The organism is Saccharothrix hoggarensis (assembly GCF_052936025.1).
In genome coordinates, this window is record NZ_CP193624.1 from 1,079,565 (window position 1) to 1,100,408 (window position 20,844).

Annotated in this window: 23 protein-coding genes; 10 read left to right on the plus strand and 13 right to left on the minus strand. The window is 74.0% G+C overall.

Annotated elements, in window-relative coordinates; translation table 11 throughout:
* Positions 1–220 precede the first annotated feature (220 nt).
* Positions 221–877, minus strand: a complete 657-nt coding sequence (gene ribA / locus ACRAKH_RS05345; RefSeq protein ID WP_380723422.1) for a GTP cyclohydrolase II — start codon at positions 875–877, stop codon at positions 221–223.
* Positions 878–968: 91 nt separating this feature from the next.
* On the opposite strand from ribA, the gene ACRAKH_RS05350 reads away from it, so the two are divergent.
* Together ACRAKH_RS05350 and ACRAKH_RS05355 are read left to right on the plus strand one after the other, a co-directional pair.
* Positions 969–1,367, plus strand: coding sequence for a 6-pyruvoyl trahydropterin synthase family protein (locus ACRAKH_RS05350; protein WP_380723429.1), 399 nt, complete (start codon positions 969–971; stop codon positions 1,365–1,367).
* Positions 1,364–2,389: a glycosyltransferase family 4 protein gene (locus tag ACRAKH_RS05355; protein WP_380723423.1), complete on the plus strand. Its 1,026-nt coding sequence runs from the start codon at positions 1,364–1,366 to the stop codon at positions 2,387–2,389. The genes ACRAKH_RS05350 and ACRAKH_RS05355 overlap by 4 nt, the downstream gene beginning before the upstream one ends.
* On the opposite strand, the gene ACRAKH_RS05360 is transcribed toward ACRAKH_RS05355, so the two are convergent.
* From ACRAKH_RS05360 to ACRAKH_RS05370, 3 genes are read right to left on the minus strand one after another with little or no spacing between them, the layout of a single operon-like run.
* On the minus strand, positions 2,379–3,500 hold the full coding sequence (locus tag ACRAKH_RS05360) for a methyltransferase domain-containing protein (RefSeq protein WP_380723424.1): 1,122 nt from the start codon (positions 3,498–3,500) through the stop codon (positions 2,379–2,381). The two genes, ACRAKH_RS05355 and ACRAKH_RS05360, sit on opposite strands and share 11 nt — an antisense overlap.
* Positions 3,497–4,450 carry an ATP-grasp ribosomal peptide maturase gene (gene tgmB / locus ACRAKH_RS05365; protein WP_380723425.1) on the minus strand — a complete coding sequence of 318 codons (954 nt, stop codon included), beginning with the start codon at positions 4,448–4,450 and terminating at the stop codon, positions 3,497–3,499. Before tgmB ends, ACRAKH_RS05360 begins: the two co-directional genes overlap by 4 nt.
* The gene (locus ACRAKH_RS05370; protein WP_380723426.1) at positions 4,447–4,824 is read right to left on the minus strand and encodes a hypothetical protein; all 378 of its coding nucleotides are present in this window, start codon (positions 4,822–4,824) and stop codon (positions 4,447–4,449) included. The genes tgmB and ACRAKH_RS05370 overlap by 4 nt, the downstream gene beginning before the upstream one ends.
* Positions 4,825–4,966: 142 nt before the next feature.
* On the opposite strand from ACRAKH_RS05370, the gene ACRAKH_RS05375 reads away from it, so the two are divergent.
* The 3 genes from ACRAKH_RS05375 (at position 4,967) to ACRAKH_RS05385 (ending at position 8,315) form a co-directional block, all read left to right on the plus strand.
* Positions 4,967–6,490 carry a peptide deformylase gene (locus ACRAKH_RS05375; RefSeq protein ID WP_380723427.1) on the plus strand — a complete coding sequence of 508 codons (1,524 nt, stop codon included), beginning with the start codon at positions 4,967–4,969 and terminating at the stop codon, positions 6,488–6,490.
* An 80-nt stretch (positions 6,491–6,570) separates the two neighbouring features.
* Complete coding sequence (locus ACRAKH_RS05380; RefSeq protein ID WP_447009661.1) at positions 6,571–7,350, plus strand: class I SAM-dependent methyltransferase; 780 nt, start codon at positions 6,571–6,573, stop codon at positions 7,348–7,350.
* The gene (locus ACRAKH_RS05385) at positions 7,347–8,315 is read left to right on the plus strand and encodes a lysylphosphatidylglycerol synthase transmembrane domain-containing protein (RefSeq protein WP_380724978.1); all 969 of its coding nucleotides are present in this window, start codon (positions 7,347–7,349) and stop codon (positions 8,313–8,315) included. The genes ACRAKH_RS05380 and ACRAKH_RS05385 overlap by 4 nt, the downstream gene beginning before the upstream one ends.
* Here ACRAKH_RS05385 and ACRAKH_RS05390 read toward each other — a convergent pair.
* Both ACRAKH_RS05390 and ACRAKH_RS05395 read right to left on the minus strand, forming a co-directional pair.
* Positions 8,244–8,927, minus strand: coding sequence for a creatininase family protein (locus ACRAKH_RS05390; RefSeq protein ID WP_380724979.1), 684 nt, complete (start codon positions 8,925–8,927; stop codon positions 8,244–8,246). The genes ACRAKH_RS05385 and ACRAKH_RS05390 overlap by 72 nt on opposite strands.
* A complete protein-coding gene (locus ACRAKH_RS05395) occupies positions 8,914–9,891 on the minus strand; it encodes a zinc-dependent alcohol dehydrogenase (protein ID WP_380724980.1) in 978 nt (325 codons plus the stop codon). The genes ACRAKH_RS05390 and ACRAKH_RS05395 overlap by 14 nt, the downstream gene beginning before the upstream one ends.
* Before the next feature lie 44 nt (positions 9,892–9,935).
* Between ACRAKH_RS05395 and ACRAKH_RS05400 the strand changes: the two genes are divergently transcribed.
* Both ACRAKH_RS05400 and ACRAKH_RS05405 read left to right on the plus strand, forming a co-directional pair.
* Entirely contained in the window at positions 9,936–10,658 is a 723-nt protein-coding gene (locus tag ACRAKH_RS05400; RefSeq protein ID WP_447009662.1) for a CDP-alcohol phosphatidyltransferase family protein, read from the plus strand.
* Positions 10,659–10,668: 10 nt separating this feature from the next.
* Positions 10,669–11,079, plus strand: coding sequence for a DoxX family protein (locus ACRAKH_RS05405; RefSeq protein WP_380724982.1), 411 nt, complete (start codon positions 10,669–10,671; stop codon positions 11,077–11,079).
* On the opposite strand, the gene ACRAKH_RS05410 is transcribed toward ACRAKH_RS05405, so the two are convergent.
* Positions 11,061–11,732 (minus strand): RibD family protein, encoded by a 672-nt coding sequence (locus ACRAKH_RS05410; RefSeq protein ID WP_380724983.1) that lies wholly within the window; start codon positions 11,730–11,732, stop codon positions 11,061–11,063. The genes ACRAKH_RS05405 and ACRAKH_RS05410 overlap by 19 nt on opposite strands.
* 81 nt (positions 11,733–11,813) lie before the next feature.
* On the opposite strand from ACRAKH_RS05410, the gene ACRAKH_RS05415 reads away from it, so the two are divergent.
* Together ACRAKH_RS05415 and ACRAKH_RS05420 are read left to right on the plus strand one after the other, a co-directional pair.
* The gene (locus ACRAKH_RS05415; protein ID WP_447009663.1) at positions 11,814–13,448 is read left to right on the plus strand and encodes a sulfatase; all 1,635 of its coding nucleotides are present in this window, start codon (positions 11,814–11,816) and stop codon (positions 13,446–13,448) included.
* An 88-nt stretch (positions 13,449–13,536) separates the two neighbouring features.
* Entirely contained in the window at positions 13,537–15,054 is a 1,518-nt protein-coding gene (locus tag ACRAKH_RS05420) for a serine hydrolase (RefSeq protein ID WP_380724985.1), read from the plus strand.
* 115 nt (positions 15,055–15,169) lie between these two features.
* On the opposite strand, the gene ACRAKH_RS05425 is transcribed toward ACRAKH_RS05420, so the two are convergent.
* Entirely contained in the window at positions 15,170–15,355 is a 186-nt protein-coding gene (locus ACRAKH_RS05425) for an alpha-L-rhamnosidase C-terminal domain-containing protein (RefSeq protein ID WP_380725001.1), read from the minus strand.
* Between ACRAKH_RS05425 and ACRAKH_RS05430 the strand changes: the two genes are divergently transcribed.
* Positions 15,329–15,637, plus strand: a complete 309-nt coding sequence (locus tag ACRAKH_RS05430) for a His/Gly/Thr/Pro-type tRNA ligase C-terminal domain-containing protein (protein WP_380724986.1) — start codon at positions 15,329–15,331, stop codon at positions 15,635–15,637. The two genes, ACRAKH_RS05425 and ACRAKH_RS05430, sit on opposite strands and share 27 nt — an antisense overlap.
* On the opposite strand, the gene ACRAKH_RS05435 is transcribed toward ACRAKH_RS05430, so the two are convergent.
* The 5 genes from ACRAKH_RS05435 to ACRAKH_RS05455 form a co-directional block, all read right to left on the minus strand.
* Entirely contained in the window at positions 15,628–16,125 is a 498-nt protein-coding gene (locus ACRAKH_RS05435) for a hypothetical protein (protein WP_380724987.1), read from the minus strand. The two genes, ACRAKH_RS05430 and ACRAKH_RS05435, sit on opposite strands and share 10 nt — an antisense overlap.
* A gap of 112 nt (positions 16,126–16,237) precedes the next feature.
* Positions 16,238–18,268: an iron ABC transporter permease gene (locus ACRAKH_RS05440; protein WP_380724988.1), complete on the minus strand. Its 2,031-nt coding sequence runs from the start codon at positions 18,266–18,268 to the stop codon at positions 16,238–16,240.
* Entirely contained in the window at positions 18,268–19,233 is a 966-nt protein-coding gene (locus ACRAKH_RS05445; RefSeq protein WP_380724989.1) for an ABC transporter substrate-binding protein, read from the minus strand. The genes ACRAKH_RS05440 and ACRAKH_RS05445 overlap by 1 nt, the downstream gene beginning before the upstream one ends.
* A gap of 39 nt (positions 19,234–19,272) precedes the next feature.
* Positions 19,273–20,091, minus strand: coding sequence for an ABC transporter ATP-binding protein (locus tag ACRAKH_RS05450; protein WP_380724990.1), 819 nt, complete (start codon positions 20,089–20,091; stop codon positions 19,273–19,275).
* 82 nt (positions 20,092–20,173) lie between these two features.
* Positions 20,174–20,650: an SRPBCC family protein gene (locus ACRAKH_RS05455; RefSeq protein ID WP_380724991.1), complete on the minus strand. Its 477-nt coding sequence runs from the start codon at positions 20,648–20,650 to the stop codon at positions 20,174–20,176.
* Positions 20,651–20,844: the final 194 nt, after the last annotated feature.

Below are 20,844 nucleotides of genomic sequence, written 5' to 3' on the forward strand. Positions count from 1 at the left end.
AGCCGGATTCGCGGGCCGTGGGCGAACAGCCCGGATGCGGGCCGTATGGCGTCAGAGTGTCACGTCCGCGGCACGTCACCCAAATGCCGCGCCGTGTCGCCGGGACACGCCGGAGCGCGCGGGTGGATCGACGCGTCCGGCGTCGGCGCTCGTCGTCAGTGCCCGTGGTCGGCGGGCGGCGTCGGCGGGCGGCGTCAGCGGTCGAGGCCGGCGAACGGCGTCAGCGGGCGGTGGGGAGGTCGGTCGGCTGGTCGGCGGACGTGAAGACGTCGACCTGGGGCAGGTCGTGGCCGAGCCGGTCGCGCTTGGCGGTCAGGTAGCCGATGTTGTGCGGGTTCGGGCGCGCCAGGTGCGGCACGCGGGCGGACACCGCGATGCCGTTGCGCTCCAACGCCTCGATCTTGTCCGGGTTGTTGGACATCAGCCTCACCGAGCCGACCCGCAGGTGCTTGAGGATGCGCGCGGCCGGGGAGTAGTCGCGGATGTCGACCGGGAGGCCGAGCGTGGTCGCGGAGTCGAGCGTGTCCATGCCCTGCTCGTCCTGGAGCACGTGCGTGCGCACCTTGGCCACCAGGCCGATCCCGCGTCCCTCGTGGCCGCGCAGGTACACCAGGATGCCGCTGCCCTCCGCGACGATCCGGTCGAGCGCGGCGTCCAGCTGGTCGCCGCACTCGCAGCGCATGGCGCCGAAGATGTCACCGGTCATGCACTCGGAGTGCACGCGGACCAGGACGTCCTCGCGCATCGCGGTGCGGCCGTGGACGAGGGCCATGTGCTCGTGACCGTCCGCCCGGAACGCCACCGCGCGGAACGTCCCGCGCCGGGTGACCAGATCGGACTCGGCCACGTCGTCGTCGCTGAAGGTTTCCTCGCGCACCCGGTTCCCCCTCGTCACCCCGACACCGGCCGGGCGTTCACTACGCTCGACCGGACTTGCACCGTAGCTCGCTCACTCGGCGGAGGTCACCCTGTTCAGCATCACCGTTCGCGATCACGTCATGATCGCCCACAGCTTCCGCGGCGAGGTCTTCGGTCCGGCACAACGCCTGCACGGGGCAACGTTCGTGGTGGACGCGCGGTTCAAACGGGACGGGTTGGACGACGACAACATCGTCGTCGACATCGGACTGGCGACCGAGCGGCTGAGGTCCGTGCTCGCCGACCTCAACTACCGGAACCTGGACGACGAGCCCGCGTTCGCCGGGGTCAACACGTCGACGGAGTTCCTGGCCAAGCACATCGCCGACCGGCTCGCCGACCTGGTCCACGCGGGAGAGCTGGGCGAGGGCGCGCGCGGGCTGGCCGCCATCGAGGTCACGCTCCACGAGTCGCACATCGCGTGGGCGAGCTACGAACGCCCGCTGTGACGGTCCACTTCGTCCTGCCCGGCGGCGTCGCCGACCCGACGTCGCCGAGCGGTGGCAACGCCTACGACCGCCGCGTCACCGCGGGCCTGCGCGACCTCGGCGTGGACGTGCGGGAGATCGTCGTCACAGGCGGTTGGCCGCGGCCGGACGACACCGCGCGGCGGGAACTGGGCCGGGCGCTGGCCGCGATCGGCGACGGCGCGGTGGTGCTGCTCGACGGGCTGGTGGCGTGCGGCGTGCCGGAGGTCGTCGTCCCGCACGCCTCCCGGCTGCGCCTGGTGGTGCTGGTCCACCTGCCCCTGGCCGACGAGACCGGCCTGCCGCCTTCCGTTGCCGAACGCCTCGACGCCGCCGAACGCGAGTGCCTGCGCGCCGTGCGCGCGGTGGTGGCGACCAGCCCGTCCGCGGCCCGCCGCCTCACCGCCCACCACGGGCCGGCCGACGTCCACGTCGTCACGCCGGGCGCCGACCCCGCACCGCTCGCCACCGGCACGGACGGCGCGTCACGGCTCCTGTGCGTGGCCTCCCTGACCCCGCGCAAGGGCCACGACGTGCTGGTGGCGGCCCTGGCGACCGTGGCGGACCTGCCGTGGACGTGCGCGTTCGTCGGCCCCGAGCCGCCGGGGAGCCCGATCCGCGACCTGATCGCCCACCACGACCTCGCCGACCGCTTCTCGCTGCCCGGCCCGTTGACCGGCTCGCCGTTGGAGCACGCCTACGCGACCGCCGACCTGTTCGTGCTGCCGTCCCGTGCCGAGACCTACGGGATGGTCGTCACCGAGGCGGTGGCGCGGGGCGTGCCCGTGATCGCCAGCGCCGTGCCGGACGCGCTCGGCGAAGGCGGCCTCCTCCTGCCGCCCGGTGACGTGGGGTCGTTCGCCCTCGCCCTGAGACGGTGGCTGACCGACGGCGAGTGGCGCTGTGTGCTGCGGGAACGCGCACTGGCTCGTCGCGCTGAACTGTCCACTTGGGACGTTGCGGCGGCCGGGCTGGCAGCGGTGCTCCGAGGCGTCAGCCGATGACGTCGCCGGGCTCGTCCAACCACAGCGCGTGGGTGTCCGGGGTGACGGTGAGCCCGAACCGGCCCCAGCCCGGCTCGCCCCACCCGGTCCACGCGTCCCACGCCCGCTCCACCCGCGTCCACAGTGGTGTCGGTCCACCTTCGCGGACTCGCGCCGGTGTGCCGTCGGACGTCAGGTCGACCTCGCACCAGGAGCCGTCGGGCGCGGACAGCGTGGTGGCCTTCGGCGCGCGGGTGGTCTGGTCGAGGGTGTAGCCGTACCGGACGTCCGGGGGCAGGGTGAGGCAGGCCAGCAACCACACCTCGCGGTGTGTGTTCCAGGGTTGCGCGGGCGCCGTGGTGTCGCGCTGTGGCCCCGGTGCCGCCTTCGGACCTCGCACGGGCGGGCCGTCGTCGGTGTGGTGGCGCATGGTCATGAACGCGGCCCAGCGGGAGGCGAACCGGCCCTCCAGCCGGTCGCCGTGCCGGTGCAGGAGCACCAGGTTGCCCGCGCCGGGGCCGACCTTGAGATCGGCCAACACCGCCCCGTCGGGCGCTGTCTGCTCGGCCCACGCCCAAGGGATGCGCGGCACGGAGCAGGTGGCGATGATCCGGTCGTAGGGGCCGTGCGCCGGCCAGCCCGCGATGCCGTCACGGGCGGCCAGCCGGGGACGGTGCCCGATGGCGGCCAGCCGCTCACGGGCGTGGGCGACCAGCTTCGCGTCCACGTCCAGGGAGAACACCCGGTCGGCGCCCAGCCGGTGCGACAGCAGCGCCGCGTTGTAACCGGTCCCCGTGCCGATCTCCAGCACCCGGTGCCCGTCGCGGACGTCGAGCAGTTCCAGCATCCGCACCATCAGGTCGGGCTTGGTGCTGGAGGACACCGCCCGCCCTCGGTCGTCCACCTCGGTGACCAGGGTGGTGGCCGAGTAGGCCGGGGCCGGCCCGGGGCCGGCGGTGTCGATCGCGACCCACGACCCGTCGGGCTGCTGCCGGTAGGCGGTGGGCACCAGCAGGTGGCGCGGCGTGGCGGCCACGGCGTCGGCCCAGGCCGGGTCGCGCAGCTCGCCGGACCCGGTCAGGTCGGCGGCCAGGGCCGCGGCCAGGCCGACCCAGTCGTGCTCGGCGGTCATCGGGCGGCTCCGGTGAGCAGGTCGGCCAGTTGTGCGGTCAGCGGTGCGCCGATGGCGTGTTCGACGAACCCATACTGGCCGTTCGGGTTGATTTCCAACAGCACCCATTCACCGGATGGTGTGAGCACGAAGTCGAGCGCCGCGTAGGCGAGGCCGAAGTCGGCCATCAGCGCCCGGATTCCTTCGACGACCGCCACGGGCGGGGTGATCGGCTCGTAGGACAGGGAGGCGTAGTCGGTGCGGTAGTCCACGTGCGACGCGGCGCTGCCGGCCCTGATCGCGGCGGCCGTGACGTGCTCGCCGATCACGACCACCCGCGCTTCCCGTTCCTTGTCGATCCAGCGCTGGAACAGGTGCGCGGTGTGCTCGATCCCGCGCAGGTCGGTCAGGTCCGCGTCGGCGAGCCGCCGGGTGAACACGTTCTTGCGCACGCCCTGCTCGTCCAAGGCCATGCCGCCGACCAGCTTCGTCACCGTCGGCCGGCCGGCCGCGAAGTCCGCCGCCGAGGCCGGGTCGTTGGTGATCAGCGTGTCGGGCACGCTCAACCCGCACCGGGCGGCGCGGGCGAGTTGGACCGGCTTGTAGGCGGCGTCGGCGACCCTGCCGGGGTGGTTGCACCAGAGCACGGGCAGGGAGGCGAGCACACCGCCGAGCCCGTACTTGGCCTCCACCCGGGCGTGGTGCTCCTCGGCGGGGCTGAGGTGCGGTGGCATCCGGTACGCCTCCGGGGACCGGTACCAGACCGCCCGGACGCCGTCGAGGTCCAAGCGGCCGCGCGGGGTGGTCAGCACGCCGTTCCAGCGGCCGTGGCGCAGTCGTGCGGTGACCTGGAGCCGAACGGGGAACCAGGCGGTGTTGACCCGGAACACCTCGACCCCGCGGCCGCCGAGCGCGGTCACCACGCGATCGGCCGTGGGGTCGAGGTCCCGCGCCAGGACCAGCACGCTCACGCGGGGTCGCCGGTGTGGTCGGGGTGGAAGTCGTAGGTCCAGTCCTCGGACGCGCCCTCGTCGCCGTCGAGGTTCGTCACCGAGTTCGCGGTCGGGTCGCCCGCGACGACCTCGGTGACGCGCCGCCCGTCGGAGGTGACGGCGACCTGGAGGGTGTGGTCGTAGGTCCAGCCACCGAGGCGGGCGTTGCCGGTCGTCAACGTCCGTGCGGCGCGCAGGTTCCACGGCCGGGCGCCGACGGGGGAGGGGGAGTGGTGACCTGCCGGGGCGTCGATGGGTCGGGCCAACCCGAACTGGGCGGAGTGCGAGGCGATCGGGTCGTCGGTGAACCCGACCGGCGCGCCGGGGGCGCTGAGCGGCGAAGAGGTGGGCATGATCGCTCCTTTCACGTGGGCTGTCGGCTGCGTGCGGTTCGGATCGAGGGCATCACGTGGCGAAGGCGTGCCGCTAGGCTGAGCCGTGACTCACGGTGTGTTCACGCCCACTCACGGTGTTGCGGGGCAGGGGGGTGGTGTCGTGGCTGGCGGGGCGCGATCAGGGAGCGGGGAGTCCGGCGCGGACGGCGAGGCGAACGTCTTCGCGGCGGAGTTGGCGCGGTGGCGCGACGTGCGAGGGCTGTCCCGCACCGCCCTGGCCGGCCTGATGGGCTACGACCGCTCCTACGTGTCCAAGGTGGAGTCCGGCGCGGAGCGGCCGTCCAAGGACTTCGCGCTCCAGGCCGAGTCCGCGCTCCACGCCGGCGGTGCGTTGCGCTCGGCGTTCCGCGAGTACGACGCCACCCGTGTCCCACGAGCGCGTCCCCAGGCGGTCGACCCGGCCGACCAGATCGGCCCGGGCAGCCTGGTGGTCGACCACGACGACGCCACCCTGCGCTACGACGGGCGCACCTACCGCCTGACCCAGCGCCGTCGCCTGGTCAACGGCGGACCGGAGCCGATCACCCGCTACCTGATCCGCATCTCGGTCGACCGCCACCCCGGTGACCCGGAACGCTCGAACCAGCTCTACAGCGCGAACCCGCTGACCTGGGAGGAGATCGACCTGCACGCCTGGCACGGGCAGGACCGCGCCGAGCCGATGACCTGGAGCGCCCACCACGACCGCGACGCGTTCAAGGAAGTCTGGCTGCACTTCGCCGGCGAGGGCGCGCACTTCCCGCTCTACCCCGGCGAGTCGACTTGGATCGAGTACGAGTACACGGTCCGCGACGAGCACTGGGGCAACTGGTTCCAGCGGGCGATCCGCCTGCCCACCAGCACGTTGTCCGTGACGCTCGACTTCCCCCGCGACCTGGCGCCGGTGGTGTGGGGTCTGCACACGTCGATGACCGCGGGGGCGATGCCGTTCCGCACCGCGATCGACCGCACCGAGCACGGCGACCGCGTGGTGTTCGCGTGGTCCTGCGAGGACCCGCCCCCGCACGCCCGTTACCGCCTGGAGTGGGACTTTCGGGGTCGCGGCCCCACCGCCCCGCCGGCGCGGCCCAGCGACACGATGGCGGCGCTCGGCGTGGTCCAGGACGGTGACCCCCTGTTGCGGCGCGCCGCGCGTCCCTTCGACCTGCCCACCGAGGCCGAGGACGCCCGCCGCGTCATCGCCGAGTTGCACTCCGCCGCCGAGCGCATCGCCCAGGCGCACACGTTCGGCAAGGGCATGGGCGTGGCCGCGCCCCAGATCGGCATCGACCGCGCCGCGGCGCTCGTGCGGCCACCCGGCTCGGACGACGCGATCACCCTGCTCAACCCGACCGTCGTCGAGACCGGCGCCGAGCGGGACGAGCAGTACGAGGGTTGCCTGAGCTTCTTCGACGTGCGGTGCCTGGTGCCGCGGCCGTTGGTGGTCCACGTCGAGCACACGGACCTCACCGGCGAGAAGAGGATCACCATCTTCGACCGCGGCGTCGCCCGCCTGGTAGCCCACGAAGTCGACCACCTCCACGGCGTCCTGTGCCGTGACCACCTCCCGGAGGGGAGTGCGCCCATCCCGGTCGAGCAGTACCGGGGCACGGGGCAGAGCTGGGACTACGGCCGGAACGCGTGACGTCGGCGCCGGCGGAACGGCCGGTCCACGTGGGACGGAAGGGTGGTCCGGGTGGCGGTGGCGCCGGCTAGTCTGCGGCCATGAGCACCTTCGCCCCGGAATGGCTGGCGCTGCGCGAGAGGGCCGACGCGGACGCCCGCGCGGTCGGGTTGGTGGACCGGCTCCGGGAGATCCACCTGAACCGTGCACCCCTCGTCGTGCGTGATCTGGGGTGTGGGACGGGATCGTTGGGGCGATGGCTCGCCGGGCGGCTGGGTGGTCCGCAGCACTGGGTGCTGCACGACCGCGACCCCCGGCTGCTCAGCATCGCGGCGGCCACGTTGAGCGGCGTCACGGTCGAGACGCACGAGGGCGACCTCACCGCGCTCACCGCCGCCGACCTCGCCGGCACGTCGCTCGTCACGGCGTCGGCGCTGCTCGACCTGCTGACGGCCGACGAGGTGGACGGGCTGGCGGAGGCGTGCGTCGGCGCGGGCTGCCCGGCGCTGCTCACGCTGTCCGTCGCGGGACGGGTGGAGTTCGACCGCGCCGACCCGTTGGACGGCGCGTTCGAGGCGGCCTTCAACGCCCACCAACGACGGGTGGTGGACGGGCGGCGGCTGCTCGGGCCGGACGCGGCCGACGTCGCCGTGGCGGCGTTCGAACGGCGCGGCGCGGCGGTGACGACGTGCCCCAGCCCGTGGCGGCTCGGGCCGGAGCAGGCCGCGCTCGCCGCCGAGTGGCTGCGCGGCTGGGTGGGCGCGGCGGTCGAGCAGGAACCGCGGCTGGCCGACGCGGCGCCCGACTACCTGCGGCGCAGGCTCGACACCGGCCCGCGGGTCGTCGTGCACCACACCGACCTGCTGGCGGTGCCGCGGTGAGACGGCTGTGGCCGTGGCTGAGGCTGCTCGGCGCGGTCGGCATCCTGGTGGCGCTCGGGTGGCGGCTGGGCGCGGACGCGTTCGCGGCCGGGCTCCGGGCCGTCGACGGCCGGTCGGTCGTCGCCGCGCTCGGCCTGGGGCTGCTGACGACGGTGTGCGCCGCGTGGCGCTGGCGCGTGATCGCGCACGGCCTCGGCCTGCCGCTCACCCTCCGCGCTGCCGTGGCGGACTACTACCGGGCGTCGCTCCTCAACGCCGTGCTGCCCGCCGGGGTCCTCGGGGACGTGCACCGCGCGGTGAGCCACGGCCGGCGGTCCGGCGACGTGGGCCGCGGGGTACGGGCCGTGCTGTTCGAGCGGTTCGCCGGGCAGGTGGTCCTCGTCGCCCTCGCCCTCGGCCTCGCCGGGTCGGCGTTGGTCGACGTGCCCGGAGTGCCGGTGGCCGTGCTGGTGGCGGTCCTGGTCGTGGGGGCGGTGGGAGCGGCGGTGGGCGTGGCGTGTTCGGCGAGGGTGCGCGGCGCGTTGCGGACGACGTGGGCGGACGCCCGCGCGGGCCTGGTGAACCGCCGGGCGCTGCCCGAGGTGGTGGCGCTGTCGGCGGTGGCGGTGGCCGGGCACGTCGCCCTGTTCGTCGTGGCGGCCCGGGCGGCGGGCGTCGAGGCGTCGACCGGGCGGTTGGTCCCCCTGGCCGTGCTCGCGTTGCTGGTCATGGCCGTGCCGCTGAACGTCGGCGGGTTCGGGCCGCGCGAGGCGTTCCTGGCGGTGGCGTTCGGCACGGCCGGCCTCGGCGCCGCGCAGGGGCTCACCACCGGCGTCGTCTACGGCGTGCTGGCGCTGGTCGGCAGCCTGCCGGGCGTGCTCACGCTGGTCCGCCGAAGGCCGGGACGAGCCGGATCAGAACAGGTCGAGGTACGGCCCGAACGCCCCGACGAGCGCCGCGAGCACGTCCCGGCCCTTCTCGGCTGACGCCAGCGACGGCCGCCCGACCACCCCGGACGGCGTGTACGGCGCGAGGCCGCGCGTCAGCAGGTGCGGCCGGTCGTCGGCCAGGTGGTCGCCCGTCTCGTAACCGGATTTCACCAGGTCCGGATGGGTGTGCAGGAGGATGGACGTCTCCAGTTCGCCCGCGTGCATGTCGGCGCGGGACGACGTCTCCAGCCCGGCGGCGGCCCGTGCCGCGGCCCAGTCGGCGCTGCCGGGGAACAACGCCATCCCCTCCGACTCCTGCACCACGTTCGACAGCACGTAGTTGCCGCCGTGGCCGTTGACCAGCACCAGGTTCGGCACGCCGGATCGGCGCAGCGACTCGGCGACGTCCAGCACCACGGCGTGCAGCGTGCGGGCCGAGATGCTGACGGTGCCCGGCCAGGCCGCGTGCTCGTGCGAGCACGAGATCGTGACCGGCGGGAGCAGCTGGACGGGGTGGGCGTCGGCGATCGCCCGCGCGACCTCCCACGCGACGACGGTGTCCGTGGCCAGCGGCAGGTGGGGGCCGTGCTGCTCGTGGCTGCCGACGGGCAGGACGGCGACGGTCGCCCCGCGGGCCCGCACGTCCGCGGTGGTGTCAGGCAGGAACATGGTCGGCACCGTAGCGAACCCGGTGGCACAGGGCGGGCAGCTCGCCGCTCGCCAGCTCGGGCAGCACGCCCGGCAGGTCCTCGAACGGCGTCTCGCCGGTGATCAGCGCGTCGAACGCCGGGTCGGCGAGCAGGTCCAGCGCGAGCGCCATGCGTTCGGCGTAGGTGCGGTCGGGCCGGGCGACCACGCCGACCTGGCTGCTGACCAACCGGAGCCGCCGGGAGTGGAAGAACTCGCCCAGCGGCAGGCTGACGCGGCGGTCGCCGTACCAGCTCAGCTCCACCACCCGGCCCTCCGGCGCGAGCAGCGCCAACGACCGCGCCAGCCCCGCCTCGGTCGCGCTCGCGTGGACGACGAGGTCGAGGCCGCCCGCCGCGTCGTCGGGTGACGCGAAGTCCACGCCCAGCGCGGCGGCCACCGCGGCACGGCCGGGATCGGCGTCGACCAGTTGCAGCCGCACGCCGGGGAACCGGGCCAGCACGGCGGCCACCGCGCACCCGACCATCCCGCCGCCGACGACCGCGATCCGGTCGCCCAGCAGCGGTTTCGCGTCCCACACCGCGTTCACCGCCGTCTCCACCGTCCCGGCGAGCACGGCCCGCGCGGCGGGCACCCCGTCCGGCACGGGCGTCACCGCGTCGGCGGGCACGACGTACCGCGTCTGGTGCGGGTAGAGGCAGAACACCGTGCGACCGCGCCCCGGTCCTTCCTCGACCACGCCGACGTTGAGGTAGCCGTACTTCACCGGCCACGGGAAGTCGCCCTCCTGGAACGGCGCGCGCATCGCCTCCCGCTGGTTCTCCGGCACGCCGCCGCGCAGGACCAGGGCTTCCGTGCCCCGGCTGATGCCCGAGAACAGGGTGCGGACGACGACGTCGCCGGGTCCGGGCTCGGGCAGCGCCACCGGTCGGACTTCACTTTTTCCCGCCGAGGTGAACCACAAGGCCCTCGCAGAGCGTGTCATCTGTAAACCTCCGGTAGACGAGGGCCACCGCCACGAGGGGCACGATGACGACACTTCAGCACAGCACGGCGGCGTCCGTGCGCGAGGCGTGGCGATCGAACGCGGAGCCGGCGCTCTGGGCGGGCGTGCAGGTGCTCCTGCTCGGCGTGCTGGAGTGCGCGGTGGGGCTGGGGCCGCTGGGCTGGGTCGCGGGCCTCGGCTACGCGCTCGCCACGCAGGTGTTGCTGAGCGGCGCCGTCCAGCGGGCCGCCGGGGTGCTCGGGCCGGCCGACCGGGTGACGTTGGCCCGGGGGCTGCTGGTCGGCGGCGTCACGGCGCTCGTCGCGGACGGGTCGGCCGAGACGGCGCTGGTCGTCGGGATGGCGTCCGTGGCGCTGGCGCTGGACTTCGTGGACGGCCAGGTCGCCCGCCGCACGGGCACCGCGTCACCGCTGGGCGCGCGGTTCGACATGGAGGTCGACGCGTTCCTCATCCTGGTGCTGAGCGTGCACGTCGCGGCGGCGTTCGGGCCGTGGGTGCTGGTGATGGGCGCGCTGCGGTACGCGTTCGTCGCGGCGTCGTGGGTGTGGGGTTGGCTGCGCGGGGCGTTGCCGCCGAGCCACGCGCGCAAGGTGGTCGCCGCGGTGCAGGGGATCGTGCTCGTCGTCGCCGTGTCGGGCCTGGTCCCGCACGCGGCGGTCCTGGTCGGACTCGCGCTCGCCGCGCTCGTCTGGTCGTTCGGCCGCGACATCACGTGGTTGTGGCGCAGTGCTTCGGTTTCGGTGTGAGGAGTGCGTGATGTCCGATTCGGCTGATCGGGTGGGGACCGTGCGGGCGCGCGGCGTCGGGAACGTCCTGCTGTGGGCGTTGCAGGCGGTGCTGGCGGCGTACTTCGCCTACAGCGGGGTGCTGTTGTTCGGTGACGCGTTCGTCGGCAAGTTCGACAAGATCGGCATCGGGCAGTGGCTCCGGCACGTCACCGGCGTGCTGGAGGTCGCGGGGGCGCTCGGCCTGCTCGTGCCCCGGCTGTGCGGGCTCGCCGCGTTGGGGCTGGTCGGCGTGATGGCGGGCGCGGTCGGCACGGAACTGGTCGTCCTCGGCGACCCGGACGGCGCGGTGCTGCCCGCGGTGCTGCTGGCGTTGGCGGCCGTGGTGGCGTGGTTCCGCCGCGACACCGTGCGCGCGCTGCTTCAGGCTTTCGGGAAGTAGCGCAGCACGGCGACGTCGCCGAGCCTGCTCACCTCTTCCAGGTGGAAGCGGCGGGCCGGCCCGCCCGGGAACGGCGCCGGGTTGACGAACCTCGGCGCGGCGTCCCGGCCGATCAGCATCGGCGCGACGGCCATCCGGATCTCGTCGGCCAGACCGGCGGCGAGGAACGCGGTGTGGATCGTGCCGCCGCCCTCCACCATGAGCCGTTCGACGCCGCGGCCGCCGAGGTCGTCCAGCAGCACGCCGAAGTCGACGTCCGGGCCGAGGGCCACGACCTCCGCCAGCGCGCCGACCGCCGTGACGGCGCGCGTCCGGCCGGAATCCGTGGTGTAGACGAGCTTGTCGCCGCCGTGGCGCCAGAACCTGCGGTCCGGGTCGAGGTCGCCGGTGCCGGTGACGGCGACCTTCAGCGGGTGCTCGGACCGTCCCCCCGCGACGCGGGCGGCACGCCGTTCGGGGCTGTTGACCAGGAGGCGCGGGTCGTCGCGGCGGATCGTGCCCGCGCCGACCAGGATCGCGTCCGACTCCGCGCGCACCCGGTCGACGTGGTCGAAGTCCTCGGCGTTGGACAGCGGGAACCGCTCGGCGCGCCCGTCGTCGATGTAGCCGTCCACGCTGACCGCGACGCTGAGGAGGACGTACGGACGAGTCACGCGGCCACCGTACCCACCGTTGAACCGGGGGTGGCCGATCCCGCGTTGTACTGATCAAGACCGGGTGGACGAGGGGACGGCATGCCGGAGGGTGGTGCGGACGGGCGCGGCCGCCGTGCGGTGGGGACGGTCGCGCTGACCGTCGCCGCGGCCGTGTTCGTGGTGTCCGCGCTGGTCGTGCCGAGCCAGTTCGACCGGTTCACGCCCGCCGCGTTCCTGCGCCTCCCGCTGGAAGGGCTGCTCGGCGTGGCGCTGGCGCTCGTGCTGCCGGAACGGGCGCGCCGGCCCGCGGCGGTGGCGGGCGGGGCGCTGCTCGGCGTGCTGCTGGTGGTGAAGGCGCTGGACCTCGGGTTCCACGCCGTGCTGCACCGGCCGTTCGACCTGGTGCTGGACTGGCCGTTGCTGACGCCCGCGGTGGACTACGTGGACGTGACGGCGGGCCGGTTCGCGGCGGTCGCGGCGGTGGTGGGCGCCGTGGCGCTGGCGGTCGCGCTGGTGGTGCTGACGACGCGGTCCGTGCTGCGGCTGACGCGGGCGGTGGGGCGGCACCGGCTCGTGGTCACGCGGTCGGTCGCGGTGGTGGCGGTCGTGTGGCTCACGTGCGCCGCGCCCGGCCTGCGGCTCGCGCCCGGCGTGCCGATCGCGTCGCACAGCGCGGCGGAGTTCGCCTACGACCGCGCGCGCCAGGTCGGCGTGGGGTTGCGGGACAAGGACCGGTTCGCGGCGGAGGCCGCCGTGGACGCGTTCCGCGGCACGCCGGGCGACGAGCTGCTGACGGCGTTGCGCGGCAAGGACGTCGTGCTCGCGTTCGTGGAGAGCTACGGGCGTGCCGCGGTGGAGCACCCGGAGATCGCGCCACGGGTCGGCGCGGCGCTCGACGCGGGCACGGCCCGGCTCGCCGCCGCCGGGTACGGCTCGCGCAGCGCGTTCCTCACCTCGCCCACGGCGGGCGGCGGCAGCTGGCTCGCCCAGGCCACCCTGATGTCCGGGCTGTGGGTCGACAACCAGCAGCGGTACCGGACGCTGGTGTCGAGCGACCGGCTGACGCTCGGCGGCGCGTTCCGGCAGGCGGGCTGGCGGTCGGTCGGCGTCGCGCCGGGCATCACGCGGGCCTGGCCGGAGGGCGGGTTCTTCGACTACCACCGCGTCTACGCGTCCGGCGACCTCGGCTACCGGGGTCCGCGGTTCGGCTACGCGACCATGCCCGACCAGTACACGCTGGCGGCGTTCCAGCGGGCCGAGCGCGACGCCGACCACGCGCCGGTGATGGCCGCGATCCCGCTGCTGTCCAGCCACGTGCCGTGGTCGCCGCTCCCGTCGCCGGTCGGCTGGGACGAGGTCGGCGACGGGTCCGTGTACCGCGCCATGACGTCGGGCGAGGCGCCGGCGGAGGCGATCTTCGGCCGTGACCCGGCGGCGGTGCGGGCGGACTACGCCCGGTCCGTCGAGTACTCGGTGAACACGCTGGTGTCGTACGTCGAGACCTACGGCGACGACGACCTCGTGCTCGTGTTCCTCGGCGACCACCAGCCCGCGCCCACGGTGACCGGCGACGGCGCGGGCCGGGACGTGCCGGTCACCGTCGTGGCCCGCGACCCGGCCGTCCTGGCTCGCACGTCCGGCTGGGGCTGGTCCGAGGGCCTGAAGCCCGGCCCGGACGCGCCGGTCCGCCCCATGCACGCGTTCCGCGACCAGTTCCTCACCACGTTCCGCTAGCCGCGGCCGGGGAAACGCCGTCACGCACCGGTGACGGATGCTCTACTTTCAGTGGCGGCACGCACGATCGACTTTCCGGGGGAGTGGGATGAGGACGTTCAGACGGGGGTTGCTCGCCGCGACCGCGCTGGTGGCGGCGACGGCGGTGTCCGGCGCGACGGCGACGGCGCCCGCCGCGGGGGCCGACCCGACGGCGGTGACCGATCCGAAGACGGTGGCCGACCCGACGGCGGTGACCGATTCGAGAACGGCGACCGACCCGGTGACGCAGGCCGCGGTGGCCCACCCGGACGAGGTGAGCGCCCGGCTGGCCGAGGCGCTGCGGCAGGCGGTCGTGGCGCAGGACTTCAAGGACGTGCTCGACCTGACCCCGCCGGACCAGGTGGCGGCGTCCAAGGCGGGCGCGCCGGAGAAGTACGACTCGGTGGCCGGCGAACCGGAACGGCGGCTGTCCGCGGCCGCGGCGCGGCCCCTGCACCAGATGCCGAACCTCGACCTCACGGTGATCGAACTCGGCCGCTACGGCACGCCGCTCGGGATGGCGGACGTGCTGCTCAGCCCGCAGTACCCGAACGGCGTCGTGGTGCCGCTGGACCGGCGGACGCTGTCCACCGACCAGGTGCGCTACCGCTGGTGGGACGACACCGAGTGGGACGTCAACGGCGGCCGGGGCACCCGCGACGTGCTCGCCGGCCGGGAGAACGCCCCGATCGACTTCTCCTCGCCGTACCCGGCGTCGGTGCTGAAGCTCATGGTCGGCTTCGGCGTGCTGCGACTGGCGGACCAGGGCCGGATCAACCTCGACTCCGTGTACGACTACCGACCGGTGACGATCAACCCGGCGTGCGGCGGCGCGTCGAGCAGGGTCGTCCGGCGCCACTTCGACGACATGATCACCAAGTCGCAGAACGAGTCGACCTGCGCGCTGATCAAGCTGCTCCACGACCTGCGCGCGTGGGACGAGGTCAACCGCACGTTCGTCGAGCTCGGCCTCCCGACGCTGATGGTGACCGGCACCAACCCGGACAACGGCGGCCGGTGGATCGGCTCGAACATGAGCAGCATCGACACCGCCAAGCTGCTCCTGCTGGTCAACGGCGGCCACGGCACCCTGTGGACCACGCCCGCCGGCCGTGCCGTCACGCGGCACGTGCTGAGCGACGCGTCCCGCGCCCAGTTCCTGAAGTCCCTGTACGACCAGGGCCACAACGAGATGCTGTCCACCACGAACTGGTGCGGCCGCGGCTACCCGGTGCAGGGCATCCGCCAGGTCACGCCGCCGCGCTGGGTCAAGCCGGACGGCACCATGACCGTGGGCGCGGCCGTGTACGACCGGGACGTGCGGCCGTGCGACGCGGTCGCCGAGGTGCGGTTCGGCCACAAGACGGGCTGGGTCGACACGACCGGCAGCGACGCGGGGATCGTGCGGTCCCTGCCGGGCAAGGAGCCGCGCAACTACATCGTCGTGGCGTTCAGCAACCTGGGCACCGACTACGTCGACACCTACCGCCCGGCCGACCCGCCCGGCGTCTTCCCGGTGCTGTACACCGAGAAGTACGCCAAGCTGGGCGCGGCCGTGGACCGGATCGTCGCCGGGCTGCGCTGACCCGCGCCGACCTCCCGCCGGCTCACCCCGGGCCGGCGGGAGGTCGGCGGAACGCGGCCGGGCGTCCCACAGGCCTCGAACCTCGTCGCGGCCAACCGGTCCCGGCGGTCCCGGCTCACTCGACGCGGGACGTCAGGTGGTGGTACTCGGAGCCGAGCCGCTGCCGCCTCCTGTTCGGCAGCACCACGTCCGCCACCGCGTTCACCGGCACGCGGACGTCCAGCGCGAACACGTCGCCGGAACGCCGCCACGCCTGACCCGGATCTTCGCCAAGGTGCTCTCCGCCGGGCTCCTCGACCAGGGGCCGAGCTCGCCGACCGACGTGCTCGTGGTGCTCCCGAAGGACGGCCGTCGGCGCGCGACGGGCACCGCGAAGGCGTTGCGGGACAACGGGTTCAACGTCGAGCTGTACCACCAGGAGGACAAGGTGGCCAGGCAGGTCCGGTACGCGTCGCGCAAGGGCATCCCGTTCGTGTGGTTCCCGCCGTTCGGGGAGGGCGGGGACCACGAGGTCAAGGACCTGGTCAGCGGCGCGCAGGTGGCGGCGGACCCGCGGACCTGGTCGCCGGGCGGTCAGCTGTAGCGGCCGACGACGTCCTGGATGAGCCCGTCCCGCACCAGGAACTCGTAGTAGAAGACCTCCGTGCCGCCGCGCCCGGTGGAGTACTCGTAGTCCACGCGGTAGCGGGAGCCGTTCCAGCGCTCGCCGGTGACGGTGTACTTGCCGCCGGGCGTGATGACCTCGGGGGTGAGGAAGCGGTCCATGATGTCGGCGCGGGACGGGTAGATCCGACCCGCGCTGTCGAACCGCGCGTCCTCCGCGAACGTCGCCGCGACGGCCTCCGCGTCACCCGCGTTGGCGGCTTCCGCGAACCGCTTCGCCAACTCGGGCGCGGCGGCCCGGTCGGCCTCGGACAGCGGCACGGACTCCGTGCTCGCCGCCGTGCCCGCCGTGCCCGCCGCGGTGCCCGCCGTGCCCGGTGTCGACGTCCCACCGTCCGTGGAGGCCACCTGACCGCACGCCGCCACCGCGACGAGCGCCAGCACCGCCAGACCGATCCGTTGGTACATGGAGGTTTCCTCACTGCTGGTGCGATCCGGGGTCAAGCAGACCGCAGAACCGTGCCGTGAGTCCAAGACCTGTGCCCATGTCTTCAAGGCATGGGTCCGCCGTGAGGGCGACCTAGGTCCGCATCTCCCGCGTCCGCCACAGCACGAGCACGAAGTACGGCGTGCCGATCAACGAGATCACCAGCCCGGCGGGCACCTGCGCGGGCGCGATGACGGTCCGCCCCACGGTGTCCGCGATCGACACGAGCACCGCGCCCAACGCCGCCGCGACGGGGATGACCCGCGCGTGCCGCCCGCCGACGAGCGAGCGCGCGAGGTGCGGCGCGACCAGCCCGACGAACGCCACGACCCCGATCGCGGACACGGCGGTGGCCGCGAGCACCCCGGCCGCCGCGAGGATCACCAGCCGCGACCGCTCGACCCGCATGCCGAGCACGCGGGGCGTGTCCTCGTCCAGGCTGTGGAGGTCCAGCTCGCGGTGCCGCGCCCACAGCAGCGGCGTGAGGAGCGCCAGCGCCAGCGCCGTCGGCAGCACCTGCTCCAACGTCCGCCCGTACGTCGACCCGGACAGCCACGTCAGCGCCTTCGCCGTGTTCCACGGGTCCGACATGACGATCAGCAGCGTGATCAGCGCCATCCCGGCCGACCACGTGGCGATGCCGATGACGACGAGCCGGTCCGAGTCGAGCCCCGACCGCCACGCCAGCCCGTAGACCAGCGCGAACGCCACCACCGCGCCGACGCCGGCCGCGCCCGCGATGTGCCACGCGCCGGCCAGCGGCACGACGGTGATCAACGCGATCGCGCCGAGCCCCGCGCCCGCGGTGATGCCGAGCAGACCGGGTTCCGCCAACGGGTTGCGGCTCACGGACTGGATGCCGCACCCGGCCACGGCCAGCGCCGCGCCCGCCACCAACGCCGCCAGCACGCGCGGCAACCGCTGGTCGACGACGAACGTCAACGCGGTCCCGGACCGCCCCGCGATCCAGTTCGCCAGGTCACCCAGCAGCACCAGCCGGTCGCCGAGCATCAGCCCGGCGACGGGCGCGGCGACCACCAGCACGACCAGGGACGCCGAGATCACCGCCAGCCGACGTCGCGACCCGGCCACACCGACCCGCCCGGCCGGGGCCTGCCGCGGCGTGCCGCTGGACCGCCCGCGTCGGGCGAGCCAGACCAGCACGGCCGCGCCGAGGACCGTCGTCATGACACCGGTCGGCACCCGCACGGCCTCCGCCGAGCCGAGCACGGCCCGCAGCAGCACGTCCGCGCCGAGCACGATCACCACGCCGACGAGCCCGGACACCGGCAGCATCACCCGGTGCCGCCCGAGCCCCGGCACGACGGGCGCGAGCAGCCGGGTGATCACCGGCGCGCTCAGCCCCACGAACCCGACCGGCCCGGCGACGGTCACGGACGCGGCGGTCAGCGCCACGGTCAGCAGCACCGCGCCGACGCGCGTCCGCCGCACCTTCAAGCCCAGCACGGTCGCGTTGTCGTCACCCAGGGCCAGGATGTCGAGCGACCGCCCCATCACCACCAGCGCCGCCACCGCCACGACCACCACGGGCGTCATCTGCGCGGTCGCGTTCAGGTCGCTCACGGTCAACGACCCGCTGCCCCACGCGAACAACCCGCTGGTCTCCTGCTCGTACATGAGCAGCAGCAGGATCGTCGCCGACTGGAGCGTCAACGCGACGGCCGAGCCGACGAGCACCAGCCGAGGGCTCGCGGACCCGCCGCCGGACAGCCCGAGCACGACGACCGCCGCGGCGAGCCCGCCGACGAACGCCACCGCCCCCGACGGCAGCGTGGGCAGGCTCAGCCCGAACGCGGCGATCGCGACGACGGCGAGGTGCGAGCCCGCGTTGACGGCGAGCGTGTCCGGCGACGCCAACGGGTTGCGCGCCACGGACTGCATGCCCGCGCCGGCGACGCCGAGGGCGACGCCGAGCAGCAGCGCGGCCAGCAGGCGCGGCACGCGCGAACCCTCCAGCACGGCGAGGGTCTGCGCGTCCCCGTTGCCGACCAGGGCGTTGAGCACGTCGAGCACACCGGTCGACGCGGTGCCCTGGGTGAGGTGGACGGCGGAGAGCACGGCGATGGCCGCCACGATCCCCGCCGTCACGGCGGCGGTGCGCATCAGGCGGTGGTGGCCTTCACGAACTGCTCGGCGACGCGGATGACCGACTTGGGGCCACCGAACGTCCACGTGCCCGGCTCCAGCTTGACGACCTTCTGCGACACGACGAACGGCAGCCGCTGCCACACCGGGTTCTGGGCCAGGCCGGTGGTGAACACGTCGTCCTCGGACGCGCTGTAGAACAGGACGGTCTTCGGGTCGGTGATCGCGGTCATGCCCTCGACGTCGGTGGCGCCGAGGCCCCACTTCGGGTCGACCTCGCCGGTCCACGCGTTCTTCAGGCCGACGGCCTCGGCGGTGTCGGAGACGAGCGAGCCCTTGCCGAACGGGCGGATGTTGACGGTGCTGCCCTCCAGCCAGCCGTCGGCCATGACGAACGGCGTGCCGGTCGCGCCCTTGGCCTCGACGGCCTTCTTGCCGTCGGCGAGCGCGGTGTCCATCTCGGACAGCAGCGTGTCGCCCTCGCCCGCCTTGCCGATCGCCTTGGCGATCATCCGCACGTCGTCGCGCAGGCGGTCGAGGTTGCGGGAGGCGTCGCTGGACTTGGTGACGACGACCGGCACGTACTTCTCCAGCTGCCCGGCCAGCGTCTCGTCACGGCCCTGGGACATGATCACGACGTCGGGGTTCAGCGCCACGATGGCGTCCACGCTGGGCTCGTTGCGCTTGCCGACGTCCTTCACGTCGCCGGGGAGCGGCGCGGCGGCGTCCCACGTCTTGTAGCCGGTGGCGTCGGCGACACCCACAGGCGTGACACCCAGCGAGGTGACGACCTCGGTCTCCGCCCACTCCAGCGTGACGACGCGCTGGGCGGGCGCCTTCAGCTCGACGGCCTTGCCGCGGGCGTCGGTGACGCTGACGGGGCCGCCGGCGTTCTCGCTCGGCGTCGTCGTCGGCGTCTCGGTCGTGCCGCACGCGGACAGCACGACGGCCGCCGCGACGAGGGCAGGGGTCAACAGGCGCATGGTCGGACCTCTCAGCTTTCGGGCTCTCGGGGGATTCGCTCAGACCGGGCGCGGGGTGTGCCGGCCCAGCGGGCGGCAGTGGATCGCTCCGGTCACCGGGTCGTCGGCGACGTGCACCGTGACGCCGTAGGCGCGGGTGAGGTGCTCGCCGGTCAGGACGTCGCGGACCCCGCCCGCCGCGACGACCCGGCCCTCCGACAGCAACACCACCTCGTCGGCGATGATCGCCGCGTGGTCGAGGTCGTGGAGCACCACACCCACGGCCACGTCGTGGTCGTTCGCGAGGTCGCGGACGACGTCCAGGACCTCCACCTGGTACCGCAGGTCGAGGTGGTTGGTCGGCTCGTCGAGCAGCAGCACGGACGTCTGCTGTGCCAGGCACGACGCCAGCCAGACGCGCTGGAGCTCGCCGCCGGACAGCTCGTCCACGCCGCGGTCGGCCATCGCGGTGACGCCGGTCAGCTCCATGGCGCGGGTGATCGCGGCGTTGCCCTCCAGGTCGACGCCGCGCCAGCCGGTCCGGTACGGGTAGCGGCCGTAGGAGACGACGTCGCGCACGGACACGCCGGACGGCGTCGGCCGCTGCTGGGTGAGCAGGGTGACGTTGCGGGCGAACTCCTTGCCGGACAGCGCCGCGTGCCCCCACACGGTGCGCTCGCCCAGCTTCACCTCGCCCCCGCGCGGGCGGTGCAGGCGGGCCAGGGAGCGCAGGACGGTCGACTTGCCGGACCCGTTGGGGCCGACGAGCGCCGTCACGGCGCCGGCGCGCAGCCCGAGCGAGACGCCGTGCACCACGGCGCGGTCGTGGTGCGCCAGGACCAGTTCCTGGCCTGCGAGCAGCGCGTCTCCCTGGGACATGAGGGGAGCCTAACCTAAGATGACCACTCACCCGGATGGGCGTGAGCTACTGCACTTTCCGGCCGATTTCGGGCCGGATCGGTCACCCGGCGTGACGTTCGGTAGGGGTGCCGAAGTGTCGCCGCGTGTCGGCCGCCAGCGACCCGAACACCGCCGCGTTCACCCGCCCGCCCGCCTTCAGCGCCGGCTCGTAGGCGAACGTCCACGTGAACCGGCACCCGCCCGCGGTCCGCTCCACCAGGTAGTCCTCGCCGAACCGGCGGAACAGCGGCAGGTTCGCCCGGCTCACCCAGAACGACTGCCGCCGGCCCTCCTCCCAGCGGAAGAAGCGCTCCTCCAGCCGCAGCACGCCCAGCACCAGCGCCCGCCGCGTCGTGCCGATCCCGAACGGGCGGGGCGACGTGTACTCGGCCGACAGCAGGCGGCACCACCACAGCGGGTTGGACGCGGTCAGCCCTCGCCACACACGTTCGGGTGACACCGGCAGGTCCAGCACGTAGGTGCGGCGCTGCGGCGCTTCCTCGAAGAAGTCCTCGTCGAACGGCTCCAGGCGGGGCACGACTCCAGTGTGCCGCTTCCGGGCCGGTTCCACCGCTCACCGAAGGCGCACGCGGTCACCGCGTGCCCACCGAAAGCGCCACCGGACTGCGCCGGTCGGGGGGTGCGACCGCTCGAACGTGTGGATCAGTGCCGCCAGGTCTTGGCCCGTCCCGCACGGCACTGGTTGCGTACACGCGGTACACGTCGACGAGA

Bases quoted from the DNA above. Each gene is read 5' to 3' on its own strand.
- ACRAKH_RS05415 (WP_447009663.1), top strand. From the start codon at position 11,814: ATGCCGGAGGGTGGTGCGGACGGGCGCGGCCGCCGTGCGGTGGGGACG.
- ACRAKH_RS05360 (WP_380723424.1), bottom strand. From the start codon at position 3,500: ATGACCGCCGAGCACGACTGGGTCGGCCTGGCCGCGGCCCTGGCCGCC.
- ACRAKH_RS05395 (WP_380724980.1), bottom strand. From the start codon at position 9,891: ATGACACGCTCTGCGAGGGCCTTGTGGTTCACCTCGGCGGGAAAAAGT.
- ACRAKH_RS05440 (WP_380724988.1), bottom strand. From the start codon at position 18,268: ATGCGCACCGCCGCCGTGACGGCGGGGATCGTGGCGGCCATCGCCGTG.
- ACRAKH_RS05445 (WP_380724989.1), bottom strand. From the start codon at position 19,233: ATGCGCCTGTTGACCCCTGCCCTCGTCGCGGCGGCCGTCGTGCTGTCC.
- ACRAKH_RS05450 (WP_380724990.1), bottom strand. From the start codon at position 20,091: ATGTCCCAGGGAGACGCGCTGCTCGCAGGCCAGGAACTGGTCCTGGCG.
- ACRAKH_RS05400 (WP_447009662.1), top strand. From the start codon at position 9,936: ATGACGACACTTCAGCACAGCACGGCGGCGTCCGTGCGCGAGGCGTGG.
- ACRAKH_RS05370 (WP_380723426.1), bottom strand. From the start codon at position 4,824: ATGCCCACCTCTTCGCCGCTCAGCGCCCCCGGCGCGCCGGTCGGGTTC.
- ACRAKH_RS05405 (WP_380724982.1), top strand. From the start codon at position 10,669: ATGTCCGATTCGGCTGATCGGGTGGGGACCGTGCGGGCGCGCGGCGTC.
- ACRAKH_RS05380 (WP_447009661.1), top strand. From the start codon at position 6,571: ATGAGCACCTTCGCCCCGGAATGGCTGGCGCTGCGCGAGAGGGCCGAC.
- ACRAKH_RS05420 (WP_380724985.1), top strand. From the start codon at position 13,537: ATGAGGACGTTCAGACGGGGGTTGCTCGCCGCGACCGCGCTGGTGGCG.
- ACRAKH_RS05435 (WP_380724987.1), bottom strand. From the start codon at position 16,125: ATGTACCAACGGATCGGTCTGGCGGTGCTGGCGCTCGTCGCGGTGGCG.
- ACRAKH_RS05390 (WP_380724979.1), bottom strand. From the start codon at position 8,927: ATGTTCCTGCCTGACACCACCGCGGACGTGCGGGCCCGCGGGGCGACC.